Raw genomic sequence first — 19,990 nt, forward strand, 5'->3', positions numbered from 1 at the left:
CAGCACACTCCCTCCCCCGTAAACGGGGGAGGGAATATTTTGGATTTCAAACAGCCCGCATTTCACACGTCCGTCTTGTCCACCAAACCTTCCGCAATCTCCGCCGGTTTGAAGCGCACCGACTGCGGATACGGATAAAAATCGTCCAACTCCCCGCGCAGCAAACGCTCCTTTTTCTCCTGCCAAAATTCCGGCGTGAGCAAATCGGCATGATGCTGCATAAACACCTCGCGCACATCGGGTTCGCCCAACAAAAACGGCGCAAATTCTTCCGGAAAAACATCGCCCTTATGCACGGGATACCACACTTCCCCCGACAGCTCCATTTCGGGATTCGGCGCGGGCGGAATGCGGCGGAATTGGCAATCGGTCATGTACTCGATTTCATCGTAATCGTAAAAAATCACCCGCCCGAAACGGGTCATGCCGAAGTTTTTATACAGCATATCGCCCGGAAAAATATTCGCCGAAGCCAATTCTTTCAAAGCAAAACCGTAATCAATCACGGCGGCGGCTTTTTGTTCGGGCGTGGCTGCCTGCATAAACAAATTCAAAGGCTTAAGCCGGTATTCAATATAAACGTGCTTAATCACCACCCAATCTTCCGACTCTTCCATTTGCGAGGGCGCAAGTTCGCGCATTTCCTGCAAAAACGCTTCGCTGCATCGCGCTTTCGGCAAGGCAACATTGGAAAACTCCAGCGTGTCCGCCATGCGCCCCACGCGGTCGTGTTTTTTCACCAACAAATATTTTTGCCGCACATATTCGCGGTCAAAATCCTTGTTTGCGCCGAAAACGTCTTTAATCACCTTGAAAACATAGGGGAAAGACGGCAGCGTAAACACCGTCATCACCAAACCCTTGATGCCCGGCGCGGGAATAAATTGGTCGTCTGAATGGCGCAAATGCTGCAAAAATTCGCGCCAAAAGATGTTTTTGCCCTGTTTGTGCAAGCCGAGCAGGGTGTAAAAATCGCCGTCATTACGCATCGGCAGCATTTTCCGCAAAAAGCGCACATAGCTGCTGGGCACGGGCATGTCCACTAAAAAATAAGAACGCGCAAAGGAAAACAGCACGGAAATCTGTTGCGGGTCAAACAGTGCGGCATCGACCACCAGCCTGCCTTTGCCGTTGCGGACAACGGGCAGGGCAAAGGGGTGGGAATGGTTGCCGTTGATGATGCGCCCGAAAATATAGGCGGATTTGTTGCGGTAAAACGGCGAGTGAAGCACTTGAATGTGCAGGTTTAATTCTTGAGGCGGCCATTCTTGGCAACTTCGCAGGTGGGCGCGGGCGGCTTGCAGAATATTGGCGATGTCGCGCTTCAAACAGGCAAACGGCGTGCGCCAGCCGAAATGACAGAGCAGGTGTTTCAGGCAGCCTGCCAAACCTTCCGCTTTCGGATAAAACGATACGAATGTGGGCGCATCGCCGTCAATGTATTCGGTGCTGGTGGCGGGCTTGAGAAACAGGTGTTCGTTGTTGTAATAGCGTTTGTCCAGCAGCTTGGTGGACACGGAATTGAAAAAGGTTTCCGCCAATTCGGGCTGCGGGTGGTTGATGAGCAGGGCGATGTATTCGCGTTTGGCTTCCGCCCAAGCGTGGTCTTGCACGGCGGCGGTTTGGCGCAGCAGGGAAACGGTTTCGTCCACGCGCTCGTCATACATTTGAATGCGGTCGGTGCCGAGCTGTTGAATGCCGTGCCAATCGCCCGCGTCAAACAGGGCTTTGGCGGCGGACGATTTGGCGCGGAACAGGGTGTAGTGTTTGTTGAAACCGGCAAGGACGGCGGCGGCGATGGTTTGGGCGTTGCTCATGGTAAAAATCCAATCCAATCAAAAATAAACAATACGGCTCTGACCAAGGCGTGTCATTATTTAAATTTTTATACTGAAAACCGGCATGATACAAAAAACGCCGTCATTCCCGCAAATGCGGGAAGCCACTGCACGATAACCTGCAAGCAGTGTTTTATCAAGGTTTTTCGTGCTCCGACTTGGATTTTCGCCTGCGCGGGCATGACAGCAGTTTTATATTGAACTGATTTTCATGATAAAAATTTAAATGATGACGCGCCCTAACCGTGTCGGGGCGATGGCAACGGTTGCTGTACCAACACCACGCCGCGCACCTGCCAAAAATGGTGCTGCGCCCGTTTCGGGCAAAGCTGCGGCGGCAGTGCCACCGCCAACATATTCGGCGCGGCGCCGGCGCGGTAAACCAAGCGTGCGCCGCATTCCGCCACCGCCGCCAACAGCGCGGCGGCATTGGTGTCGGGGTCGTGCCAAATCAACAGTTCGCAAGTGTGCATGGGCGGTCGTCCTTTCGGGTGTGCCGCCCGATGTTTACGGCGGCGCGGAACAATCAAACATGGTGCTGCTGCTTCGGATAATGCTTTAAAAATGTTCAGGCAGCTTTGCGGGCTGCCTGAAAGCAGGTATTTCTGATAAGACTGAATAAATTACCAAGATAGCGCCGTCATTCCCGCGCCGGCGGGAATCCGTTTTCACCATTCGAAACCATTATTTTCAACGGAATGATTGGGGATTTCCGCCAGCGCGGGCATGACGGGGCGTCATAATAAAATCAAGGTTTCACGGCTTTGCCGTTGATGGTAACGGATTTGAGCGTCAAGTTGTATTTTTTACCGCCGTCCTGATAGGTAATCACGGCGGGAACGTTGTTCAGCGCGGGCACAAAAGCGTAATAAACCGTGTCATCGCCGCGTTTGACGTGAAATTGGTTTACAGCCGTCTGCCCGCCGCCGATATTCATCTGCTTGCTGCCCGCCTTGCTGATACCATTGAGCGGATAGAGTTTTTTGCCGTTGGTGATGCTTAAATTGGCGGGAAGCTGCCCGTCTGCAAACGCCATCTGCCACGACAGGGTAAACAAATCCATCACATTCCCCGATACGGTGCGGCTTTGCGGCGGCTCGCCCGCTTTGCCGTAGCTGGCTTTGTTGCCGGAAAACTGTGCCGAAGCGTAGGTTTTGCCGTTGCGCACGTCGCGGTAGTAAGCGGGTTTCAATTGGTTGCCGACAATTTTGCCGCCGCTTTCAAAACGGATTTTGTACATCGGCACATTGATTTGCGCGGCAACGGTGTAGTTGTCGCCCGTGCGCTTAAACGTCATGGTGGCGGGAATGCCGTAGCTGCCGCTATATTGCAGTGTGGCGGTTTGCGGAATGGGCGCGGCGTGCGCCGACAGGGCGGCACACAGGCTGATGCAGAAAATTGTGCGTGTGAACATGGGTTTGCCTTGATTTTGGAAAAAATCCCAATGTAGCACGGGCAAGTGTTAAGAAACAGACGTTTTGGGTAAGCGTTTGGCGGATTTGGGTAAGGGCGGCTGTTGCCGTTTAAATCGATTTTGCCAAGCGTATGAAACCGTAGGCTTTTTGGTAGTCGTACATGAAATGGTTGCTGCGGTTTTTTTGGTACACGCCCACCAAGCGCGGGGTGATGCCCCAAAATTTGATGTTGTTGTGCCACACGCTGAAGGAAAGGCTGTATTCGGTGTCGCGGCGGGTGATGTTGAAAAAGTCGGCGGCATCGTAGCGGCGCAGGGCGGCGGCAGCGTGTACGGAGGTGTTCAGCCCTTTGCCCCATGTTTGCCCCCAAGTGGCGCGAAGGTTGCGGCGGCGGTAGGCGTCGCTGGGGTCTTGGGCGCGTTTGCGGGCAAAATCGGTGCCGATGCCCAAGCGGCTGCGCGGGGTAACAACCCACGTCAAATCTGCCGAAGCGTTGAACGATGCGCCGTCCAGAAAGCGGCGGCGGTCGTGGCGCAGGCGTGCGGCTTCGCCCGCAAAGGACAAGTGGGCGCGTTTGCCCAAGTGGCGGCTGTGTTCGATGCGCAGCCCTTTTTCGGCGGCGTAGCGGCTGCCACTGTACCAACGCCGTTCGTAATAGGGCATCAGGGCGCTTTGGCTGCGGGCGCTGCGGTAGGCGGGGCCGGCTTGGGCGCGGACGTTCAGTTCATCGTATTTGGAGTGTTCCCAATAGTCTCTGCCGTTGAGCGATAGGGCGGTGCGGATGCGGTGGTTTTTGGGCAGCATCCAGTCTTTTTCGGCTTCGGCGCGGTAGGCGAAGCCTTGCACGGCTTCGGGCTTGGGCAATTCGATGGTGCCGCTTCCGCGTTTGATGACCCGTTGTTTGGGTGTGTTGTTGATGTTGGCATCGCGGACGTAGTGTCCGCCCGCGTGAATGTGCCAACGGCGGCGTTCGGCGATGGCGGCGCGGGCGTTTGCCACCGATGCGGCGGTGCGTTCGGGCAGGGCGGGGTCGGCGGCGATGTCGGCAAGCAGGGCATCGGCATCGCGGTTTTGGTGGTCGCGGGTGAGTGCGGCAGCCAAATTCAGGCGCACCACAGGCATATCGGGTTCGTGTGCGAGTGCATTGCGGTAGTGGGCGGCGGCGCGGCCGGGATGTTGCGCCTGTTCTGCCAACGCCGCTTGTGCCAATTCAATCAGCACTTTGTCGCCGCGTTGGGCTTCGGGCAAACGCAGATACAGGGGCAGCAGCAGTTTGATGTTGTCGGGGTGTTGGCGCAAGACGGCGGCGGTGAGGGCGCGGTGCAGCAAACGGGGCTGCCGTGCCAATTCGTCTGCGGAAAGCTTTATGGTGTGGGCTTGGGGCGGTGCGGGCGGGGTTGCCGTTGCGGGCGGTTCGGCACGGATTTCAGGCGCGGGGTCGGGCAAAGGTTCGGGACGGGCGGGGGGTGTCGGGCTGTGTTCTGCCCAAGCGGCAACGGGCAGCAGCAACATCAGACAGGGTGTGGTTTTCATGGCAATTCCTTGTTGGCGTGAGCTTCCGCCGTGCGGGGCGGCGGTTTTTCATCGGGTGGCGGCGGGTTGGGATTTCCGCCCGTGCGGCAATAGCGATGCCGTGTTTTTCGGTCAATTGATGACACGCCTCAAACGGCAAACCGCGCCCACAGGGTTTGTGCCTGTGCCAAACGTTCGGGCGTGCCGACGTCCAGCCACAGCCCCGTGTGCCGTTCGCCGCCCAAACGCCCCGCCTGTGCCGCCGACACCAGCAAGGGCGCGAGTTTGGCAGGGCGTCCGCGTTCGATGCCGGCAAACAGCGCGGGCGAATACACGCCGATGCCGGCAAACGTCAGCTTGCCGGTGCCTTCGGTGCGGACGCGCCCGCCGTGCAGGGCAAAATCGCCGTGCGGGTGGTGCGGCGGATTGGCGGTCAGCCACAAATGCGCCCAATCGTCTCCCAAAGTTTCGGCGCGGCGGCGCACGGCGGCAAAATCCACATCGGTCAGCACGTCGCCATTGACGACCACAAACGGCGCATCGCCCAATTTGTCTGCAGCGTTGGCGATGCCGCCTGCGGTTTCCAAGCCCGTTTCGCCTTCGGGTGAGTAGGCAATCCGCACGCCAAACGCGCTGCCGTCGCCCAAAGCGTGTTCGATTTGCTGCCCCAGCCATGCGTGGTTAATCACGATTTCGGTGATGCCTGCGGCGTGCAAACGCAGCAGATGCCAAACAATCAGTGGCTTGCCGCATACGGGCAATAAAGGCTTGGGGGTGGTGTCGGTGAGCGGGCGCATCCGTTCGCCGCGCCCTGCGGCAAGAATCATGGCTTTCACGGTTGTTCTCCTGATGATGGTCGGGTTCGGACAGCCCCGACTATACCGCAACCCGCCGCGCCGTGCCGCCAAAACCGTGGCGGCGGTGCGCAAACGTGTTGGCAGGGCGCATCACCGGGCGTGTCGCCAATTGACCAAAAAACCTCTGCACCGTTATGCCCGCGCCGGCGGGAATCCGACAACACATTCAAACAAACTTTGAAAAATCATTGCTTGCAGGTTATCGGGCAGTGGATTCCTGCATTCGCGGGAATGACGGCAGTTTTTTTATTAAACTGATTTAAATTGAAAATTTAATTGATGACGCGCCCTAAATTTTACACATGATAGCCGGTGGATGCGGCGTCGCCGCCCTTGCCCGTCCAATTGGTGTGGAAAAATTCGCCGCGCGGACGGTCGGTGCGTTCGTAGGTGTGTGCGCCGAAATAATCGCGTTGCGCCTGCAGCAGGTTGGCGGGCAGGCGTTCGCTGGTGTAGCCGTCCAAAAAGGCGATGGCGGAAGCGGTGCAGGGCATGGGAATGCCGCTTTCCACGGCTTTTGCCACCACCTTGCGCCACGCGGGCAGGGCGTTTTGCAGGATTTGGCGGAAGTACGGGTCGGCGCCGAGAAACACCAAATCGGGGTTGGTGTCGAAGGCATCGCGGATGTTGTTGAGAAACACGCTGCGGATGATGCAGCCTTCGCGCCAGAGCAGGGCGGTGCGCCCGTAGTTCAAATGCCAGTCGAACTGTTCGCCGGCGCAGCGCATCAGCATGAAGCCTTGCGCGTAGGAGATGATTTTGGACGCCAGCAGCGACAGGCGCAGCGCTTCGAGCCATTCGGCACGGTCGCCCGCCACTTGTGCCACGCCGTGCGGAAACAGCTTCGCGCTTTGGACACGCTGGTTTTTGAGTGCGGACACGCAACGGGCAAACACGGCTTCGGAAATCAGGGTGAGCGGTACGCCCATGTCCAGTGCGTTGATGCCCGTCCATTTGCCCGTGCCTTTTTGTCCGGCGGTGTCGAGAATGCGCTCGAGCAGGGGCGTGCCGTCTTGGTCTTTGAAGGCGAGAATGTCGGCGGTGATGCCAATTAGGTAGGAATCCAGCTCGGTTTGCTGCCAAGCGCGAAACACGGTGTGCATTTGGTCGTGGTTCATGCCCAAGCCTTCTTTCATGAATTGGTAGGCTTCGCAAATCAGTTGCATGTCGCCGTATTCGATGCCGTTGTGCACCATTTTGACAAAATGCCCCGCGCCGTCGTCGCCAACCCAGTCGCAGCAGGGTTCGCCTGCGGGGGTTTTGGCGGCGATGCTTTGCAAGATGGGTTTGACCGCCGCCCAGCCGTCGCGGTTGCCGCCCGGCATGATGGAGGGGCCGTGCCGTGCGCCTTCTTCGCCGCCGGAAATGCCCGCGCCGATGAAGCAGATGCCCTGTTCGCGCAGTCGGGCTACGCGGCGGTTGGTGTCGGGGTAGTTGGCGTTGCCGCCGTCGATGATGATGTCGCCGTGTTGCAAAAGCGGCAGCAGGCGGGCGATGGTGTCGTCCACCGCTTCGCCGGCGCGTACCATCAGCAGGATTTTGCGCGGGCTTTGTAGTTTGCTTACAAATTCGGTCAGGGAAAACGCGCCTTCCACTGCCGTGCCTGCCGCCGCACCGCGCAAAAACGCTTCGGTTTTGTCGGGGCTGCGGTTGTAGGCAATCACTTTTAAGCCTTTGTCGTTCATGTTCATAATCAGGTTTTGTCCCATGACCGCCAAGCCGATGACGCCGATGTCGCCTTGCATGTTCTTTTCCTTCACACGGTAAAAGATGCGCACTTTACCCGATTGCCGCGCCTTCCGACACCGTTTGCGGGCGGTTTTTCGTCAATATGATGATTGGTTTCGGTTTTTCGTGGCGGGGCATTTGGCGGTTGCGCGTTGGGGCAATCGCGGCTACAGTATGGCGGTTTTGTGGAGATTGAAAGGAGTGTGTGCCGTGAATGCGTTGCCACAGGATTTGTTCAAACAGCAGGCGTATGTGGGCGGGGAGTGGACACAGGCGCAAGACGGTGCGGTGTTGCCGGTGTGCAATCCCGCAGACGGTGTGCTGTTGGGCAGTGTGCCGGCGTTGGGCGCGGCAGAAACGGCGGCGGCGGTGGCATCTGCCGAAGCGGCGTTGCCGGCGTGGCGCGGTTTGCCCGCCAAAGTCCGCAGCCGTCTGCTCAAACGCTGGTTTGATTTGATTACCGCCCGCCAGCGCGATTTGGCGTGGCTGCTGACTTTGGAGCAGGGTAAGCCGCTTGCCGAAGCGCAAAGCGAAATTGCCTACGGCGCGTCTTACATCGAATGGTTTGCCGAAGAAGCCAAGCGGGTGTGCGGCGACACGCTGCCCGCGCCCGTTACCGGTCAGCGCGTGCTGGTGTTCAAACAGGCGGTGGGCGTGTGCGCTGCCGTTACGCCGTGGAATTTTCCCAATGCCATGATTGCCCGCAAAGCCGCGCCCGCTTTGGCGGCGGGCTGTACTTTTGTCGTCCGTCCCGCTTCGCAAACGCCGTTTTCCGCGCTGGCGTTGGCGGAATTGGCGCATCAGGCGGGCATTCCCGCAGGGGTGTTCAACGTGGTAACGGGCGATGCCGACACGGTCGGACGGGTATTGACCGAACATCCGTCCGTACGCAAATTCAGTTTTACCGGCTCGACCGCAGTCGGGCGCAAGCTGATGGCGCAATGCGCTTCAACCGTGAAAAAAATCTCGTTGGAATTGGGCGGCAACGCGCCGTTTATCGTGTTTGACGATGCCGATTTGCCCGCCGCCGTTGCCGGTGCGGTGGCGGCGAAATTCCGCAACGCCGGACAAACCTGCATTTGCGCCAACCGCATTTACGTGCAGAAAAACATCTATCCCGCTTTTGCCGAAGCCTTTACCCGCGCCGTTTCCGCTTTGCGCGTGGGCAAAGGCACGGACGAAAGCAGCCACATCGGGCCTTTGATTGACGGCAAAGCCCTGCGGCGCACGCAGGATTTGCTCGCCGATGCCCGCGCACGCGGCGGACGCGTATTGTGCGGCGGCACGCACGAAGGCGCGTTTTTCGCCCCCACCGTGCTGGCAGACGCGCACGATGAGATGCGTTTGGCGCACGAAGAAATCTTTGCGCCGCTTGCCCCTCTGTTTTGCTTTGACGGCGAAGCCGAAGTGTTGCGCCGCGCCAACGCCACCGAATACGGCTTGGCAGCCTATGTGTACAGCCGCGATTTGGCACGGGTGTTCCGCGTTTCCGAAGCGTTGGAATACGGCATGGTCGGGGTCAATACCGGCGTGATTTCCAACGAAGCCGCGCCCTTCGGCGGCATCAAGCAATCGGGCATCGGGCGCGAAGGCTCGCGCTACGGCTTGGACGAATATTTGGAAATCAAATATGTGGCGGTGGACGGGCTTTCCGCCGGTGCGGATGCGGGCGGGGCATGCGCCGACTGAGCGTTGCCGCACCACGCCCGCAAAAAACTGCCTGCCGAAGATGATTCGGCAGGCAGTGGCATGATGATTGTCAATGTTCTTTAATTTTCACACGGCATCGGTTCACCTTTTCTGAAAAATAAATCACATCAACGATATTCATACGCATCAGCGCATGACGGTATGGTTATTTTACGGTCAAGAGCCGATTACAGCATTTCAAACGGCGTTGCATCGTGCGCGGGTGCAAGCATGGTGTTGTCGATGCTGTAATGGGTTTCAGGCGCGTGGTCGGAAACGTCGCTGCCAACGGGTGTGTTGCCGGCAATGTAGTCAAATTCGGACGAATCCAAAACGTCCGACAAGGCAGGGCCGGAAACGGGCAGGGTTTCTTTCCAAGTGCTTGCCGCTTCGGACGGCGTGTCTTGCTCGGCATCGCCGCCATTTTCGGCGGTGGCGGGCGGTGCGGTGCTGCTGTCGTCAGACGGGGCGGGCTGCGGTTGCGGCACGGGTGGTTCGTCAATGGGCTGCGGCATGGGTTCGCCGTGGTACATGGACGGGTTCACCTCCGTTACGGGGGTGAAGTCGAATTGGTCACGGTTTTTGATGTACACATCGTTATCGGCAGCGCTGAGAAAGTGAATGCTGAACTGACTGTCATTCACCGAGCTGGTGTCCAGACCCAAATAATCAATATCTTCTTCATAGTTTGCGTTGGCATTAAGCAGCGATTTGGCATGACCGTGTTGGGACTTGCCATCTTCAAACAGCATGCTCGCCACCGTATCGTAAACTTGGGCTTTCAAAGCGTCCAAAGACAGGTCTTTGCCGTATCTGCCGCCCATGTTTTCATAATAATTGCCGTTGGCATTCAAACCGTGTTTGGCGGCAGCGCGTTTGATGCCGTCGTCATAATGACCGTTGCCGTCCCAAATGCTTTTGCCGTTGGCAGTGTATTCGTCCGCCACATCTTGCGCGAATTTCAACGCGCCTTGGGTAACTTTAAATTTGCCCACGCCCCATTTTTCGCGAATGGGGTTGAGCAGCCCCGCCACAAACAGCGACAGCTCCGCACGCACGGCGTGGGAAAGGTTGTTCAGGTCGCCCACCATGATTTCTTGGTCGGCGGGGTTGGATTGGTAGGTGTTCAGCGCTTTACCGTCTTTGGCTGCTTCGGTGATGGCGCTGTTGGTGCCGGTGCTGAGCAGCTCTTTGGTGTAGGCTTCGGGCAGGACGATGGTGTTGCCGTTCAGGATTTGCGCCATGGTTTTGGGCGGGCGCGGCTGCGGGTCTTCGGGTGGTGTGGGCGGGGTTGTGCTGCCATTGTCGTTACTGCCACCTGCGGGGGGATTGTCGTTACTGCCACCTGCGGGGGGATTGTCGTTACCGCCACCTGCGGGAGGATTGTCGTCGCCACCTGCGGGGGGATTGTCGTTACCGCCACCTGCAGGGGGATTGTCGTTGCCGCCACCTGCAGGGGGATTGTCGTTACCGCCACCTGCGGGAGGATTGTCGTTACCGCCACCTGCGGGGGGATTGTCGTTACCGCCACCTGCGGGAGGATTGTCGTTACCGCCACCTGCTGGGGGATTGTCGTTGCCGCCACCTGCGGGGGGATTGTCGTTGCCGCCACCTGCGGGGGGATTGTCGTTACCGCCACCTGCTGGGGGATTGTCGTTGCCGCCACCTGCGGGGGGATTGTCGTTACCGCCACCTGCGGGGGGATTGTCGTTACCGCCACCTGCGGGGGGATTATCGTTGCCGCCACCTGCGGGCGGGTTTTCGCCGCCGTTGTTGTCGGACGGCTTCGGATAATTCTGAATCAGGTTGTCGTCTTCATCGTGGCGTTTTGCCAGCCATGCGGCACCGCCGATGCCCGCCACCAGTGCGGTCGTCCAAATCAGGGGGCTGACGATGGAAGCTTTGGCGGGAGCGGCGGCGGCAACGGCACTTTCCTGTGCGCCGGCGGGCGAGCCGAAGTAGGGGTTGGCATGGTTGGCGGGCGCGGGGAAGTGCGCGGCGTAGTCGTTCAGAATGAAATCGGGACGGGTGGGCGTGTCGGGCAAATCAATCCACAAATCGCCGTTTTGCTGGATTTGCGCGGTGTGTTGTGCGATGGGGCGTCCGTCCGCGTCCAGCAACTGATACAGGGTGTCGGGCTGGGCGTTGAGTTGGGCGGGCGACGGTTGGGTGCTGATGAATTCGCTTTGTCCGTTACGGGTGATTTTGATAACGGCGGGCATGGTGTCTCTCCCAGTGGGGTTGAAATTCTATGAAGCATAAAATTTTTGCAAGGGAAAGTCAATGTGTTTGCGGGCAAAATGCGGTGTTCAGGCATGCAGTGCGGGCGGTGCTTGGCGGCGGCGGGCGTTGATGACGCGTTTGCCGACAATTTTCAGGCTGCCTGAAACAAAATCCGCCACCGCCTGCGGGAAAATTTGATGTTCCGCCGCCAACACGCGCGCGGCGAGCGTGTCGGCATCGTCCCCGTCCAAAACGGGAACGGCGGCTTGGGCGATAATCGGGCCGTTGTCCAGCTCGGCGGTGGCGAAGTGGACGGTGCAGCCCGCGATGCGGCAGCCTTCGTCCAAAGCGCGTTGGTGGGTGTGCAAGCCGGTAAACGCGGGCAGCAGCGAGGGGTGGATGTTGATTAAACGGTTTTCGTAATGACGGCAAAACTCGGGCGTGAGAATCCGCATAAAGCCCGCCAACACCACCAAATCGGGCGCGTGCGCGTCAATTTTGTCCGCCATGGCGCGGTCAAAGGCGGCGCGGTCGGGAAAATCGCGGTGGTTGAGCGCGGCGGTGGCGATGCCGCGCTCCGCCGCCCATGCCAAACCCGCCGCTTGCGGATTGTTGGACAACACGGCGGCGATGCGGGCATCGGGAATGTTTGCTTCCACAAGGGCTTGCATATTGCTGCCGCGTCCGGAAATCAGGATAACGATGTTTTTCATGGTTTTTTCTCTTTTCAGGCTGCCTGATACAAAATAATGCCGTCATTCCCGCGAATGCGGGAATTCGCCCCCCGATACTTGGCAAGCGATGTTTTATCAATGTTTGCTCGAGTTTGTTTTGGATTCCCACCTGCGCGGGAATGACGGTGCGGTATTTTTTCAGTCAATTGATGATGCGCTTATTGGTTCAAGCGGTTTTTCCAACACAAAAACGGTTTTCATACGGCTGCCGTGCGCGTGGCGGAACGCCGACATTTTGCGGCAAACGGGCGCAAAACCCTGTTTCTGCCAAAAACGGCGGGCATCGGTATTGTCGTGCAACACCGACAAACGCAGCCGCTTCAACCCCGCGCCGCGCATTTGCTGACAAAAACCGGCAACGATGCGGCCGCCCAAACCTTGATTTTGACGGCTGCCGTGCAGCATCAGCAAACCGATGTAGGCGGTGCCGGCATCGGGGAATCCCGTTAAATAATGAATGATGCCAACGGTTTCGCCCGCTTGCTTAATCAAACAGGCGTGGCATTGTTCGGGCGCGAGCGCGGGCGGAAAACGGCGCAAATCGCGGCGCACGCTGTCTGAAGTCGGTTCGCACGGGTCAATCAGGCGCAAATAATGGCGGTTGCTGCGGTAAACGGCGAGCGCGTCCTGCCAATCCTGTTCGCTGCGTATCGGTGAATATGACCACATCAGCCCAAACTCATCATTTCAATTTGTTCCAAACTGCGTCCGAGAAAACGCTCGCCGATGGTTTGGAAACGCAGGGGAATATCGGAAACGTAAAAACGGTAGTCGGGCGCGGGATTGTCGCTGTTGAGCAAGCCCGCCGCGCCCAAAGCGCGGGCGGCGGCTTCGGCGGTGGTGGTGGCGGAATCCACCAGCGTGATGTGCGGCGCTTCCTGTTTGAGCAGGGGTTTGAGCAGGGGATAGTGGGTGCAGCCGAGTACCAAAGTGTCAATCGGGTCGGCGAGCAGGGGTTTCAAATATTCGCGCACGGTCAGGCGGGTAACGTCGTGGTCGAGCCAGCCTTCTTCCACGAGCGGCACGAGCAGGGGACAGGCTTGCGACACAATCCGCGCTTGGGGATTTTGCGCGTGAATGGCGCGGGCGTAGGCATTGGCATTGACGGTGGTGCTGGTGGCGATGACGCCGATGTGGTGGTTGCGGCTTTGGGCGAGCGCGGCTTGCGCACCGGCGGCAATCACGTCCAACACAGGCATACCGCCCGCGCTGTGGCGCACTTTATGTCCGGCAACGGCGGCGATGGTGTTGCAGGCAACCACCAAAGCCTTCACTTCGTGCCCGAGCAGAAAATCCACGATTTGTGCCGTAAAATGTTCGATGGTGGCGCGGGATTTCACACCGTAAGGCACGCGGGCGGTGTCGCCGAAATAAACGATGTTTTCCATCGGCAGACGTTCCATCAGCGCGCGCACGACCGTGAGTCCGCCCACGCCCGAATCAAACACCCCGATGGGGCGGTTGGCAGGTGCAATCATCTTGAGCAAGCCGTTTGGCAAAAACGTGTATTTTAATCCAAATTCCGCCCGCCTTCCGCGTTTGCGGATTGTTTGACGCCTTGACTGATGATATATTTGAAAAGATTGGCGCAAACCGCCGGTGTGGTTAACATGACCGATGTTCCGCAGCGCGTGTCATTATTGACTGATTTTATTGAAAATCAATTTGGTATAAAAGCTGCCGTCATTCCCGCCGGCGCGGGCATGACGGTACGGAGCTTTACCGGTCAATTGATGACACGCCTTGGCGCGCCGGTTTGCCGCGCATTTGAAAATAAATCCTGCCGACCGATGGTCGTGATTTTACCGCACACAAACAAACACCAAAGGAATCCTCATGAAACGCACCGACACCCTGTTTTCCGCACTGCTGCTTTCCGCCACCGCCGCCCATGCCGCGAACGTTCCGCCGCCCAATCCCGCCGCAGACGACGTGCGCGAAAATTTGCGCGAAATCCGCCAAATCGAAGAAACCCTGCGCGAAGATGCCGCATGGTCGATGCAGCAGGCGCAGCCCGAAACACCCGCGCCCGCCGCCACGCCCGATGCTCCCGCACCCGACCGTTCCGGCGAATGCCTGAACTACCGTTCGGTTACTATCGAAGGCATTAAACTGATTGATGATAAAGCATTTCAGCAAAAACTGACAGAATGTGTCAGCCAAAACAGCCTCAATGCCTTAAGCCGCGACATCGTTGCCGCCTACATTAAAAAAGGCTATGTGCATACGGGCATCGATTTTATCGAACACCCCGAAAACCAAACATTGACAATAAACGTCAAAGAAGGACGCATCCGCAAAATCACCGGCAAAAGCCGCACCGTCAATACCGACACCCTGTTTCCCCAACACAAAGGCAAGCCGCTCAATGTGCATTATCTGGAGCAAGGCATTGAACAGGCAAACAAATTGGGCGGAAACAATGTCAGCATGGACATCTATCCGCACGATGACGGCAGTGCCACCGTCGCCCTGCAAAACCACGCAGGCAAAGGCGTGTTCGGCAGCGTGTCGCTGGACAATCGCGGCAATAAACCGAATGTGGCGGTGGCGCGGGTACAGCTCGGCATCGACAGCCCGCTCGGACTTTCCGACAGCGTGTATTTGGGCGGCTACAGCAATGTGCGTCCGGACGGCGAACGCTACAGTCGCGGCGGCAATGTTTTTTACAGTGTGCCTTATGGTGCGTGGACGTTTAGCGGGTACGGAGGATTGTCGAAAAGTCAAAGCGTTACCCGATTTTCCAGTGGCACGAAGCTTGCTTACCGTTCCAAGACCGTAACGGCAGGCGTGAAGGGCGAAAAAACGGTTTCACGCGGGCAAAAGCATTTGGGCGCCGTGTATGCGGGCGCGGATTATGCCAATGTCGCCAGTGAGTTCGGCGGCAGCCGCATCAAAATGCAAAGCCCCAAGCTCGCCACGCTGCAAGTCGGCGCGTCCCACACCAAAATGCTGGAAAAAGGCATTTGGCTGAATGATGTGAATGTGGAAGTGGGGACGCGCGCGCTGGGTGCGAAAGATTCGCCGCAGTCGCCGTTTACCGCACGCTATGTGCGGGTGGCGCTGCAAAGCGATTTGTCGCAAAACCGGCGCGCGGGCAACTGGCTGTTGCGCAACAAACACCGTTTGACGGCACAATACAGTCCGCAGGATTTGTACGCCACCAAGCAATTCGCCTTGAGCGACCGCTCGGCGGTGCGCGGATTCAAAACTTTGTCGCTGAACGGCAACTCGGGCATCGCGCTCAACAACACCTTGTCTGCCCGCCGCCAGTCGGCAAACGGGCTGTATGCCGAACCTTATGCCGGTGCCGATTTGGGTCTGGCAAAAGACCGCGAAAGCCGTTATACGGGGTATGGTGTTGCCGCAGGCATCAATATCGGTTATAAACACCATTGGCAGTTCTCGTTGGAAAGCGCACGCGGATTTTTGCGTGCCAAAAGCGGAAGCAAGAGGCGCGAAGAGCAAATCTCTGCTTCTTTTCGGGTGACGTTTTAAAAGTTGGCATTGCATTTGCTTGTCTCATCGGGACGCTGTGCCAATGCCGATTGTGAAACGGCACACCAACCTAACCATGAAAGAGGAACATCGTTATGCAAACACATAATATGAAATTGTCCGCCACCGGCAAGCTCTTGGTGTCTTTGAGCCTTGCTTACTTGGGTACTTCTGCTGCCGCCGTGGCAGCCAACATCGAAGCCGCCAACGGCAACACCGCCGTCAGCCAAAAAGGCGGCGTGGACATCGTGAACATCGCTGCGCCGAACCAACACGGTTTGTCGCACAACCAATTCAACAAATTCAACGTTGCCAAAGAAGGCGCGGTATTGAACAACGCCCTGCAAGACGGTCGTTCGCAACTGGCGGGCGACTTGGGCAAAAACACCAATCTGCGTGATGCCGCCGCTTCCGTCATCTTGAACGAAGTCGTCAGCAAAAACCCCTCACTGATTTTGGGCAAACAGGAAGTATTCGGCATGGCTGCCGACTACGTGCTGGCGAACCCCAACGGCATCACCGTTAAAGACGGCGGCTTCATCAATGTAAGCCGCGCCACTTTGGCGGCAGCGCGTCCCGAAGTAAACGGCGGACGCTTGGAAGCTTTGGGCTTCGGCGGCAACACGGCTGCCAAATTGGACGTACAAGGCAAATTGGGCGGCGCGGCCGTTTTGGACTTGGTTGCCCCCAAAGTTGCGGTTAATGCCAATGCCAACGTGGAAGCCGCAGATAACATCAACGTGGTTACCGGCACCAGCAAAACCGTTTTGAACAGCGATGGCAGCGTGAGCGCCCAAGCCGTTGACGCGCCCGAAGCCGCGCCCGTTGCGAATGAGCCTGCGCCCACCGTTACCCGCACCCGCACCGTACTCAAATACGTTACCGAAACCGTGCGCGTACGCGGTCGCAACGTAAAACGCACTTATCCCAAATACGTAACGGAAACCTACACCGTTCCCGCGCCGCGCACCGCGCCCGCACCGAAAAAAGCCGCACCCGTATTGGACGGCCAGTTGTTCGGCTCCATGCGTGCCGGCAGCATCCGCGTACACGGTACCAACGAAAAAGGCACGCAAGAATTGCGCGGCACTTTGACGGCTGCCAAAGAATTGGCTACCGACATTGCCGGCCAATTGAACGTGCGTACCGCCAAGCTCTCCGGCGACACCGTTACTTTGAAAGCCAAAAACACCACCGTTGACGGCGTTGTAACCGACAAAACCGACTACAACACCAGCAACAGTGGCACAGGTCGCATGGTTGCCGCTTACCGCCACGAAGAAAACGGCGTGAAATTCAGCGAAACCGCGCACAGCAAATCACAAAGCTTTGAAGGCTCCAGCATCAACGCTGCCAACGGTCTGACTTTTGAAAACGCCGGCCGTTTGAACGTAAAAGGCGCGAAAATCACCGCAGGCACGCTGGACGTGAATGCCGGCAACGCCACTTTTGACGGCCAATTGACCCGCAACGTGAAAAGCAGCACCCTGAACAAGAGCAAAGCGCTGTGGCACAACAACACTTCCTCGTCCGAGAGCGATGAAACCCTGCACACGACTGACATCAAAGTGGGTCAGCAAGCCAACTTCAATGTCGGCGGCAAAGTGGATTTGAAAGCCGTTCAGTTGGACGTGGGCGACACCCTGACGCTCAAAGGCGTACAAGGCGTGAAACTGCAAGGCGACGTGAGCCGCGATTCGCAACGTACTTCTGCGGATTTCAAAAACGAAACCAAAGTACAAAAAGTAAACAACCAACTGCTGAAAACCGGTCATTCCAAAAAAGAATTTGACTTGGAAACCCTGCACGCGACCCAAATCAAAGCCGGCGGTGATGTGATTGTCCAATCCGAACAGGCTCTGGAAACCTACGGCGCGAAAGTACACGCCAAAGGCAACGTGCTGACCCAAGTGAACAACGTGAAATTGGACGCGGTTTCCACCACCGACAAATCCAATGTTGACGACAAAGCCCGCTTCTTCGGCGGCGCAGACGAAGGTTTGAACCGCTTGGTTGACCAAACCCTGCACGGCTCTGCCTTGGTTGCCGGCGGCACCGTGATTTTGGAAGCCAAAAAAGGCGTGAACGTGCGCGGCAGCTCCATCAAAGCGGCTGAAGGCGCATTGGTCAATGCCGGCGCGGGCAAGGCGAACATCACCCATGTGAACGCCACCGACCAATCCGAAAACCGCAAACGCATCGGCACGATTTTCAACATCACCAAAAAGCTCGACCACACCCAAAGCACCGAGCAAACCGCAGTGGGTTCCACCCTGCATTCCGATGTGGATTTGGTGGTGATGAGCGACCGCGAAATCAATGTGTTGGGCAGTAAAATTTTGGCAGCCCGCAATGTTGAGCTGACACCGGCCAACGGCAATGTGAACATCGCTGCCGCCAAAACCAACAGCCAGCACACCAGCAACACGTTTGACATCAAGCCGTTTGCGAAAGTGGATGCCGATAAAGGTCAATTGCTGGACGCCAACGCAAAAGTGGGTGTCGGTCTGAGCTTCGTCAAAGGTTCGCAAACCAGCCACCTGACCCAACATGCGGGCAGCGACGTGCAAGCGGGCGGCAATTTGAAAGTGTCTTCGCAAAACAACGTGAACGTACACGGCAGCACCATCGGTGCCAAAGGCGATGTGGACGTTAGTGCCAAAAACATCAACGTTACCGCAGCGCAAGACACCAACGCCACCGTTTCCAGCAAACGCGTTACCGACATCGGCATCGGCGGGTCTGTTTCTGCCGGCGGCGGCACACCGAAAGTTACCGTGAGCGCGGGCATCACCAGTGGCAAAACCACCGTTGATTCCAAAGCGCAAACCGCCAAAGTTTCCGGCGTGAACGGCGGCAACGTGAACCTGACTGCGGAAAACAACATCAAGCACGAAGGCACGAAGATTCAAGCCACCGGCAATGTAAACCAAACTGCCAAGCAGATTACCAACGCGGCGGCAACCGACACCGTTGATGCAACCACCGTTGAACACAAAGGCGGCATCTCCGTAGAATTGGGCGCATCTGCCAGCAAAGCGGTAAGCCTGAAAGGCACCATCCACGGCTCCGGCGGTACAACCGTCAGCAACAGCACCAGCCAAGCGGGCGGCAGCGTTCAAGCGGGCGGTGATGTGAATGTGGTGGCAAGCGGCAAAGTAACCGATGTCGGCACCAAATACGACAGCAACGGCACTTTGAACATCAATGCCAAAGACTATGTGAACACGGCTGCGGTCAGCACCAACAAGCATGTCAGCAACAAAGGCGGCGCGGAAATCAGCGTGGGTGCATCTACCTCCGATTTCGCCAGCATCGACCTGAGCATTGCAGGCAAGATGTCTTACAACCACGAAAAAGGCAACAAGTCCGAATCGACCAAAGGCACTTTGAACGGCAACAACGTTGTGGTGAATGCGGCGAACACCGCCAGCATCGCGGCTGATGTGAAAGCGCAAAACGACGTGAACATCACTGCGGCCAACGGCGTAACCTTCACCGAGTCCAAAAACACCGAAAACAACGTGAGCGGCGGCTTCGGCTTGGGCGGCAACGTGGGTGTGAAAGTGATTCCCGCCGCAGGCGTGGCGACACCCAATGCGGTCGGCGTGAACGCCAACGTGAACTACGGCAAGAAAGACTACAGCCAAGCTGTGGGCAGCACCGTACAAGCGGGTAACGACATCACAGTGGACGGCGGCAAGCAAGTAACCTTGCAAGGCACCAATGTTGCAGCGAAAAACAATGTTGCCATCAAAGGCGACCAAGTAACGAGCAACTCCGCACTGACCACCAACAACGAAGTAGGCGTGGGCGTGGGCGTGAACCTGAAACTGGGCTTGGCAAACGGCGAAGACCCGATTAAATCCTTCAACGTGGGTGCCGATGTCGATGTGAAACACGACAAAGAGCATACCCATGCCGTGAACACCATTCAGGGCGGTAACGAAGTGAGCATCGCCGGCAACTTCCAAGGCGCAGGCGTGAAACTGACCGGTACCGACGTGATTGGCGCGAAAGTGGACATCACCAACGCAGCCCCCAACGGCAAAGTGGAAATGAGCGGTGTGAACAGCTCCTTCAGCAGCTTCAATGTCGGCGTGGGTGCCAACATCGGCGGCGAGCTGGAAATCGAAAAATGGACGGAGCGCGAAGTACGCACTTGGTTGGACCGTTGCGGTTATCCGCACGTTGAGGTAACCGACAAAGAGCAAATCCGTAAGATTTGGAACCTGACTGGCGGCGGCCGTCTGTTTGTAGACGGTAAAGTCGGCGGCGGTGGCGGCGGCGGTAAGATTACTTACACCCCCAAACCCGACCCCAAACCGACTCCGAAGCCCAATCCGGAACCGCAACCCGAGCCGCAACCGGAACCCCAGCCCGAACCCCAACCGGTTCCGCAGCCCGAACCCCAGCCGGCTCCCCAACCCATCGAACCCATTGAGTTCGAGCCGTCAATCGGCACGGAAATCGATGAATAATCCGCATCACTGATG

At 57.6% G+C, this 19,990-nt stretch carries 13 protein-coding genes; 3 read left to right on the plus strand and 10 right to left on the minus strand.

Going from position 1 to position 19,990, the window contains the following annotated elements:
- Positions 1–62: 62 nt before the first annotated feature.
- The 6 genes from aceK to gnd all read right to left on the minus strand — a co-directional run bounded on the left by aceK (position 63) and on the right by gnd (position 7,367).
- A complete protein-coding gene (gene aceK, locus G392_RS0100415; RefSeq protein WP_027008622.1) occupies positions 63–1,817 on the minus strand; it encodes a bifunctional isocitrate dehydrogenase kinase/phosphatase in 1,755 nt (584 codons plus the stop codon).
- Positions 1,818–2,077: 260 nt separating this feature from the next.
- Complete coding sequence (locus G392_RS0100420; protein ID WP_156900742.1) at positions 2,078–2,311, minus strand: hypothetical protein; 234 nt, start codon at positions 2,309–2,311, stop codon at positions 2,078–2,080.
- 275 nt (positions 2,312–2,586) lie between these two features.
- Positions 2,587–3,252 carry a DUF3108 domain-containing protein gene (locus G392_RS0100425; protein WP_027008624.1) on the minus strand — a complete coding sequence of 222 codons (666 nt, stop codon included), beginning with the start codon at positions 3,250–3,252 and terminating at the stop codon, positions 2,587–2,589.
- Positions 3,253–3,361: 109 nt separating this feature from the next.
- Positions 3,362–4,786: a surface lipoprotein assembly modifier gene (locus G392_RS0100430; protein WP_034334096.1), complete on the minus strand. Its 1,425-nt coding sequence runs from the start codon at positions 4,784–4,786 to the stop codon at positions 3,362–3,364.
- A gap of 128 nt (positions 4,787–4,914) precedes the next feature.
- Entirely contained in the window at positions 4,915–5,601 is a 687-nt protein-coding gene (murU, locus tag G392_RS0100435) for an N-acetylmuramate alpha-1-phosphate uridylyltransferase MurU (protein WP_027008626.1), read from the minus strand.
- A 317-nt stretch (positions 5,602–5,918) separates the two neighbouring features.
- Positions 5,919–7,367 (minus strand): decarboxylating NADP(+)-dependent phosphogluconate dehydrogenase, encoded by a 1,449-nt coding sequence (gnd, locus tag G392_RS0100445; protein WP_027008627.1) that lies wholly within the window; start codon positions 7,365–7,367, stop codon positions 5,919–5,921.
- A 157-nt stretch (positions 7,368–7,524) separates the two neighbouring features.
- Here gnd and G392_RS0100450 point away from each other — a divergent pair, with 157 nt between their 5' ends.
- Positions 7,525–9,039, plus strand: coding sequence for an NAD-dependent succinate-semialdehyde dehydrogenase (locus tag G392_RS0100450; RefSeq protein ID WP_051255518.1), 1,515 nt, complete (start codon positions 7,525–7,527; stop codon positions 9,037–9,039).
- A gap of 188 nt (positions 9,040–9,227) precedes the next feature.
- On the opposite strand, the gene G392_RS12935 is transcribed toward G392_RS0100450, so the two are convergent.
- The 4 genes from G392_RS12935 to murI form a co-directional block, all read right to left on the minus strand.
- Entirely contained in the window at positions 9,228–11,261 is a 2,034-nt protein-coding gene (locus G392_RS12935; protein WP_051255491.1) for an SEC10/PgrA surface exclusion domain-containing protein, read from the minus strand.
- Between the two features lie 87 nt (positions 11,262–11,348).
- A complete protein-coding gene (purN, locus tag G392_RS0100460; RefSeq protein ID WP_027008629.1) occupies positions 11,349–11,975 on the minus strand; it encodes a phosphoribosylglycinamide formyltransferase in 627 nt (208 codons plus the stop codon).
- A 159-nt stretch (positions 11,976–12,134) separates the two neighbouring features.
- Complete coding sequence (locus G392_RS0100465) at positions 12,135–12,665, minus strand: GNAT family N-acetyltransferase (RefSeq protein ID WP_027008630.1); 531 nt, start codon at positions 12,663–12,665, stop codon at positions 12,135–12,137.
- Positions 12,665–13,474 carry a glutamate racemase gene (gene murI / locus G392_RS0100470; RefSeq protein WP_027008631.1) on the minus strand — a complete coding sequence of 270 codons (810 nt, stop codon included), beginning with the start codon at positions 13,472–13,474 and terminating at the stop codon, positions 12,665–12,667. The genes G392_RS0100465 and murI overlap by 1 nt, the downstream gene beginning before the upstream one ends.
- Positions 13,475–13,832: 358 nt before the next feature.
- Here murI and G392_RS0100475 point away from each other — a divergent pair, with 358 nt between their 5' ends.
- Complete coding sequence (locus tag G392_RS0100475; protein WP_027008632.1) at positions 13,833–15,494, plus strand: ShlB/FhaC/HecB family hemolysin secretion/activation protein; 1,662 nt, start codon at positions 13,833–13,835, stop codon at positions 15,492–15,494.
- A 95-nt stretch (positions 15,495–15,589) separates the two neighbouring features.
- The gene (locus tag G392_RS0100480) at positions 15,590–19,975 is read left to right on the plus strand and encodes a hemagglutinin repeat-containing protein (RefSeq protein ID WP_084165879.1); all 4,386 of its coding nucleotides are present in this window, start codon (positions 15,590–15,592) and stop codon (positions 19,973–19,975) included.
- Positions 19,976–19,990: the final 15 nt, after the last annotated feature.

The sequence above is a fragment of the Conchiformibius kuhniae DSM 17694 genome (genome assembly GCF_000428785.1).
GTDB classification, from domain to species: Bacteria; Pseudomonadota; Gammaproteobacteria; order Burkholderiales; family Neisseriaceae; genus Conchiformibius; species Conchiformibius kuhniae.

Bases quoted from the DNA above. Each gene is read 5' to 3' on its own strand.
- G392_RS0100480 (WP_084165879.1), top strand. From the start codon at position 15,590: ATGCAAACACATAATATGAAATTGTCCGCCACCGGCAAGCTCTTGGTG.
- G392_RS0100425 (WP_027008624.1), bottom strand. From the start codon at position 3,252: ATGTTCACACGCACAATTTTCTGCATCAGCCTGTGTGCCGCCCTGTCG.
- G392_RS12935 (WP_051255491.1), bottom strand. From the start codon at position 11,261: ATGCCCGCCGTTATCAAAATCACCCGTAACGGACAAAGCGAATTCATC.
- G392_RS0100420 (WP_156900742.1), bottom strand. From the start codon at position 2,311: ATGCACACTTGCGAACTGTTGATTTGGCACGACCCCGACACCAATGCC.
- G392_RS0100465 (WP_027008630.1), bottom strand. From the start codon at position 12,665: ATGTGGTCATATTCACCGATACGCAGCGAACAGGATTGGCAGGACGCG.
- G392_RS0100450 (WP_051255518.1), top strand. From the start codon at position 7,525: ATGGCGGTTTTGTGGAGATTGAAAGGAGTGTGTGCCGTGAATGCGTTG.
- G392_RS0100475 (WP_027008632.1), top strand. From the start codon at position 13,833: ATGAAACGCACCGACACCCTGTTTTCCGCACTGCTGCTTTCCGCCACC.
- gnd (WP_027008627.1), bottom strand. From the start codon at position 7,367: ATGCAAGGCGACATCGGCGTCATCGGCTTGGCGGTCATGGGACAAAAC.
- purN (WP_027008629.1), bottom strand. From the start codon at position 11,975: ATGAAAAACATCGTTATCCTGATTTCCGGACGCGGCAGCAATATGCAA.
- murI (WP_027008631.1), bottom strand. From the start codon at position 13,474: ATGATTGCACCTGCCAACCGCCCCATCGGGGTGTTTGATTCGGGCGTG.
- aceK (WP_027008622.1), bottom strand. From the start codon at position 1,817: ATGAGCAACGCCCAAACCATCGCCGCCGCCGTCCTTGCCGGTTTCAAC.
- G392_RS0100430 (WP_034334096.1), bottom strand. From the start codon at position 4,786: ATGAAAACCACACCCTGTCTGATGTTGCTGCTGCCCGTTGCCGCTTGG.